This is a genomic window from Methanosphaera sp. A6, from assembly GCF_001729395.1.
GTDB lineage: Archaea > Methanobacteriota > Methanobacteria > Methanobacteriales > Methanobacteriaceae > Methanosphaera > Methanosphaera stadtmanae.
Genome location: NZ_MAIF01000133.1, coordinates 1 through 5,934, shown reverse-complemented (window position 1 = coordinate 5,934; position 5,934 = coordinate 1). Strand labels below are relative to the sequence as shown.

The window sequence follows — 5,934 nt, the reverse complement described above, 5'->3', positions numbered from 1 at the left end:
TATTTCTATTTTTTTATTGAAAACTTTTAAAATTCAAAAAATATGCCTATATTTCTGATAGTTATATATTAGTAAATTTAAAAAAAATAGTTAGAATATAAATTATAATTAACTTTTAATTTCTTTGATAAAAAATATCATAGTTAAATTTTTTAAGGAGTATAGATGGATATGCAAAGCACGTTATTTAATTATAATAATCAAGATTTCAAATCTCAAAATAATTTTGATTCTTTCAAATTTCCTTCTACAAGATATCAAGGTAGTAAATTAAAACTCGTTGATTGGATAATAAATGAAACTAAAAATTATTCATATGAAACAGTTTTAGATGCTTTCGGAGGTACAGGTTCTGTTTCTTATTCTTATAAAAAAATAGGTAAAGAAGTGACATATAATGATATATTAAAATTTAATTACCAGTTTGGTAAAGCTTTAATTGAAAATAATGATATGAAATTAAGTAATGAATCAGTTAATTTTATTTTAAATCCACATGATGATATTGAATATAAAACAATAATACAAGACAATTTTAAAGATACATATTTTACTGATGATGAAAATAAATGATTAGATATGGTTATAACAAATATGAATTACCTGGATAATGAATTTGAATATGCAATTGCATTTTTTGCACTTTCCCAATCTTGTATTATAAAAAGACCCTATAACTTATTTCATAGAAAAAACTTGTATATGCGAACTTCAAATGTTAAAAGATCATTTGGAAATAAAAAAACATGGGACACACCATTTGTTGATTGGTTTTTAAAATTTGTTAAAGAAGCTAATCATAGTATTTTTAATAATAATAAACTAAATAAATCATTAAATTTAAATGCAATTAATATAGATAATGAGTCTAAGTTTGATTTAGTATATATTGATACTCCTTATATTTCTGAAAAAGGTTCAACAGTTGATTATTATGGATTTTATCATTTTTTTAGAAGGTTTATTAATTTATGATAATTGGGAAAAAACATAGATTATAAATCAAAACATAATCGTTTAATCCCTAAAAAAATGTTTGGAATGATAAAAAATTAATTTATAAAGAATTTGATAAATTATTTAATAAATTTCAAGATAGTATATTGGTGGTTTCATATCGTAGTGATGGTATACCTTCTGAAAGTGAACTTAAAGAACTTATTTGTCAATATAAAACTAATGTGAAAATTAAAAAATATGGTAATTATAAATATGCTTTATCTAAGAATAAAAAATCTGAAGAATTGTTGTTTATTGGTGAATGAGAATGTTTGAGAAAAAATCTAGAAGAATATGATTTATGGATACAAAAATATTAAATCTCAATAATTATAATGTATCTTTAATAACTCTTATCTTCATCTTTGAATATTGATTTGAATTCACTTATAATCTAATATTACATATTTTTCAGATTAGTATGATAAAAAAAATTCCTTAAAAAAAATTTGTATAGAAAAGGAGAGTTATTCTTCCTTTTTAGAAGATTCTTCCTTCTTCTTTTCTTTTTCTAATTCAGATTCCTTAATTTTATTAACTAAATCATTTACTTTATTCATATTATTCATCCAATTTTATAATTTAAGTCTTTTTCGGTAGGTGAATGATTGTTTTGCAATACTAACACCATACTCAACATCAACATTACCACATACATTAAATGATACAATATCAACACCATCTCTACCATTGAAGTAGTTAACATCACATTTATGTGCAAGATCAATAATTCTATCATATGGTAATTCAATTATAACTTGAACATAATCCTCTTCTGGAACTAATTTTGCAAATTCCATATTTTTAACATAATATTTAACAGAATCATCCTTGATTTCTTCTGTTATTTCACATGTTAATTTAGTAATTCTTTTCATTAAAGATTCTAATAAACTTTTTTTAGAATAAGAATCACTATTAAGAATATCATTAATTTTCATATTTTCAAATGTCATCAATTATCACTTAGTATTATATTTGATTTTATTAATTTAAAGGCTTTGTAGAAAAGCAATATTTGTAGTATAATTTTTAAGATTATTATACTGTAAAATAGGATGTTACACTTTATATGGAACTTAATTAAAAATTTAAGTATTAATAAAATTTAAAATAGTAATATGAGATAAAATAAGTATTAATATTAGAAAATAGAATAGATATTATTATGAAAATCGAAAACATCTATTCTACAAATACTTATTTGTCTTTTATAGTTTTTTTTCAATATTCTTTTTTAGTTTAGTGTAGGTTATTTTTTAAGATTTTTCTTATTCTTTGTTGTTTATACTTAACAAATTATAAATTATTTTTTTAAAATATTCTTATATTCAACAAATTTATAAATATTATTTAACATAAATTATTATAGATTAAGTTACTTGCATTTTAGGATGTGATGTCATGATTAGAAGAGAATCCTATTTTAAGATTATTAATGAGTTTATAGATACTAGTTTTATTAAGATTTTCACAGGTATTCGTAGGTCTGGTAAAACAACTTTATTATTTAGTGTTGTTGATGAATTAAAGAATCGTGGAATAAGTGAGGATAATATTTTTTATATTTCTTTTGAGTCCTTGAAGTATCAGAATATTACTGATTCAGTTAGTTTAAATGATTTAATTCTTGATTTGATTGGTAATGTTGAGGGTAAAGTTTATTTATTGTTTGATGAAATCCAGTTGGTTGATGGTTGGGAGAAGAGTATTAATGGTTTACATGCTGATTTTAGTTGTGATATTTATATTACTGGTTCTAATTCCATGTTATTATCTGGTGAGTATGCTACATTATTGTCTGGTAGGTATATTCAGATTAATGTTTATCCATTTAGTTTTAAGGAAGTGCTTGAATATAAAGAAAAGGTGGATAATATTGAAATAACAGACAATATTGAACGACAATTGTTTGATGAGTACTTGGAATTTGGTGGTATGCCCGGACTTTTAGAATTAAGTAGTAGTATAGCTAAACATGAAGCATTAAATGATATTTATGCCTCTATAGTTTATAATGATATTCTGGGTAGGTATCCTATCAGGAAAGCTGATTTATTTAAACGTTTTAGTAATTATATTATGAATACTATGGGTGAAACTTTTTCTTCAAAAAGTATTACAAGTTATCTTAAAAATGAGGTTGAAGAAACCAGTCGTAATACTATTCTTAATTTTACTAATTATCTTGAAAATGCTTTCTTCATTTCTAAGATTAGAAGGGAAGATTTGATTGGTAAAAAGATTCTTAAAACTCAACAAAAATATTATCTTATGGATCATGGATTTCATCATACATTAATTGAAAGTAACTGGCTTAAACAAACACATGTTCTGGAGAATATTGTCTACATTGAATTATTAAGACGGGGGTATGAAATAAAGATTGGTAAAATTTATGATAAAGAGATTGATTTCTTTTGTCGAAAAGATGGATTTGAATGTTATATCCAAGTATCATATACTGTAGCAGATCAGGATACATTGGAAAGAGAAATGATTCCGTTATTAAGGTTGAGAAATCATTATGATAAATATATTTTCAGTATGGATGAACATGACATGTCCAGGGATGGAATTAAACATAGAAATATCCTAGAATTCTTGAAAGGTGATGAATTCTGAGAGAGGGGTATGATTAATTGGAACTGGATACACTAATATTTATTCAGATATATATTACAAGAATAGAATGAAAAAATCACGAAAAAGTTATATGAAAAATCATATAACAATAGACTTAGAATACATGCTAATAAGACACCAAAAGTGTTAAAAAAGGTCCATGATTCGATACAGTGTTTGTAATATCAGCTAAGAAGTATAAAAGAATATAAACCAAAATACATACTTGCAGATAAAGCATACGATACAGAAAAAATAAAAAAGACTATAATCGAAGAAACAACAGCAATACCACAAACGAAGAAACACCAAAAAACAGGAAAATACAGAACAAAATATAGAGCAATATTCTGGCAAAAGATATATAATTATAGAAATCAAGTAGAATGTGTAAATAGTGTAGAAAAAAGACTATTTGGTGGAATAAATACAAGTAGAAGTAGAAAATTACAAATAAAAGAAACATAATTAAAAAATACATTTTACAATATTGATAAAACAATAAAAAATTTTAAAAAGATAGGATTTCTACAAAACCAATTTAAAAGTATTTATCTTTAGATAAATCTATTTAATAAGTAGTTACATATCTAACAATAGTGATATAATGGAAATTATAACAGATATATTAATAGTAGGTGGAGGACCATCTGGATTACTTGCAGCAAAAGAGGGCTGTTTTAATAATAATAAAGTAGTATTACTTGATAAAGATAACACAGACACATATAATGAATATATTACAAAAACTTCACTTCGTCAAATAGGAATAAAAGAAGATGATTCATGGATAGTAAATCAGACAAATGGATTTATATTAGAGGCTATGGATGAAAAATTAGTACTGGATAATACTACAACTGTTCAACCTGAAGAGGCATATATTATAGATAAAAATAAATTTATAAAAGCTTTACGTGATGATATAAAAGAGAATGTGGAAATTATAGATACAGAAGCTAAAACAATTACACATATAAAGGATAAAGTGGTAGTTGAGGCAGAAAATAGTACTGGAAAATATACTATTACTACAAAAATACTTATTATTGCAAGTGGATATCATGATAATCTAATAAAACAGGTAGGTATGGATTATAAAAACATGGATACTCAACATATTCTTCAATATGAATTAGAAAATACACATCTTAAAACAAACAACATAATATATTCATTTAATGAAATTGAAAATAATGCTCTAATCTCTATTTTACCTGGAAAAAATAACACTGCATCAATATCAATTACTATGAAAGATGATGCAAATATAACAGAAATATTAGATAGTTATATTAAGTCTAATAATGAACTTAGAGATTCAAACATAATATGTAAAACTTCACATATCCTACCATCTAATGGTATAATACCAAAACGTGTTGCTGATAATATAATTCTATGTGGAAATTCTGCTGGATTTGTAAATCCATTAACAATGAAGGGACTCTCTGGAGCATTAGAATCTGGTACATATGCAGGTGTGGTAGCAGCAAAGCATGTTGTTTTTGATGAATATAAAAAAGATGATTTAAAGCAGTATGTCATGTATACAGATATGTTAGTTAATGAGAATTATGAAAGATATATGGAAACTAGGGAATTTATAGAAACATTAACTCTTATAGAAGTATATGGTATATTAAGTAAGTTATCTTTTGTAGATATGTATGAGTGTGATATAGATTCATTAATTAGAACAATGATAGATGAGTCTTCAAAGGCAAATATTCATCTAAAAAATTTATATAACTAGATTTTTTTTTAATTTTTGTCTATAGAATAAATTCTATATTTAATGTTAGGAGTAAAACAAAAAAAGGAGATATTATGGATTAATTATTTTTTATCTAACAATCCTTCTTTTTCAAGTAATCTTTCTGTTTTTGTGAAAACTGAATTTTCTTCACGGAATTTTATTATTTCATCTTTCAATTCCTCTGGAACATCAACATCAAATCCACATTCTGGACATTTAACAGATGCTCCACCACAATCATATCCACAGTCACATTCTCCTGCATTTGTATGATCAAATTCTTTTTTACAAACTTCACATGTTAATAGCATAATTTCTACCTTATTTTTTTTGTATATATTACTACTTTATCTTATCTCTATAGTTTATATAATAAAAGTTTTCTTAAATTTTCTACAAAAAATTTTATTTAATTCAATGAATTTTTATTAAAAGTTTAATTTATTTTTATTTCTAAATATTATATAAGCTTGTTCTAATTATAAGATAATTATATATAAATAAGGTTGTATATTGTATATTATATGTATAATGTGGTTTTTTATTTTTTT

The 5,934-nt window shown here is 23.7% G+C and carries 8 protein-coding genes; 6 read left to right on the top strand and 2 right to left on the bottom strand.

Features of this window, described 5'->3' with window-relative positions:
* Positions 1-165 precede the first annotated feature (165 nt).
* The 3 genes from A9758_RS05475 to A9758_RS07590 all read left to right on the top strand — a co-directional run bounded on the left by A9758_RS05475 (position 166) and on the right by A9758_RS07590 (position 1,265).
* Entirely contained in the window at positions 166-573 is a 408-nt protein-coding gene (locus A9758_RS05475) for a DNA adenine methylase (protein WP_052273662.1), read from the top strand.
* A 21-nt stretch (positions 574-594) separates the two neighbouring features.
* A complete protein-coding gene (locus tag A9758_RS05470; protein WP_052273663.1) occupies positions 595-975 on the top strand; it encodes a DNA adenine methylase in 381 nt (126 codons plus the stop codon).
* Positions 976-1,106: 131 nt separating this feature from the next.
* The gene (locus A9758_RS07590) at positions 1,107-1,265 is read left to right on the top strand and encodes a hypothetical protein (RefSeq protein WP_011406348.1); all 159 of its coding nucleotides are present in this window, start codon (positions 1,107-1,109) and stop codon (positions 1,263-1,265) included.
* 309 nt (positions 1,266-1,574) lie between these two features.
* Here A9758_RS07590 and A9758_RS05465 read toward each other — a convergent pair whose 3' ends face one another.
* The gene (locus tag A9758_RS05465) at positions 1,575-1,955 is read right to left on the bottom strand and encodes a hypothetical protein (RefSeq protein WP_011406349.1); all 381 of its coding nucleotides are present in this window, start codon (positions 1,953-1,955) and stop codon (positions 1,575-1,577) included.
* Between the two features lie 448 nt (positions 1,956-2,403).
* Here A9758_RS05465 and A9758_RS05460 point away from each other — a divergent pair, with 448 nt between their 5' ends.
* The 3 genes from A9758_RS05460 (at position 2,404) to A9758_RS05455 (ending at position 5,380) form a co-directional block, all read left to right on the top strand.
* Positions 2,404-3,624 carry an ATP-binding protein gene (locus A9758_RS05460; protein WP_011406350.1) on the top strand — a complete coding sequence of 407 codons (1,221 nt, stop codon included), beginning with the start codon at positions 2,404-2,406 and terminating at the stop codon, positions 3,622-3,624.
* A 198-nt stretch (positions 3,625-3,822) separates the two neighbouring features.
* The gene (locus A9758_RS07745) at positions 3,823-4,092 is read left to right on the top strand and encodes a transposase (RefSeq protein WP_143740878.1); all 270 of its coding nucleotides are present in this window, start codon (positions 3,823-3,825) and stop codon (positions 4,090-4,092) included.
* A 139-nt stretch (positions 4,093-4,231) separates the two neighbouring features.
* Entirely contained in the window at positions 4,232-5,380 is a 1,149-nt protein-coding gene (locus A9758_RS05455; protein ID WP_011406351.1) for an NAD(P)/FAD-dependent oxidoreductase, read from the top strand.
* 83 nt (positions 5,381-5,463) lie between these two features.
* On the opposite strand, the gene A9758_RS05450 is transcribed toward A9758_RS05455, so the two are convergent.
* On the bottom strand, positions 5,464-5,694 hold the full coding sequence (locus tag A9758_RS05450) for a hypothetical protein (protein ID WP_011406352.1): 231 nt from the start codon (positions 5,692-5,694) through the stop codon (positions 5,464-5,466).
* Between the last annotated feature and the right edge of the window lie 240 nt (positions 5,695-5,934).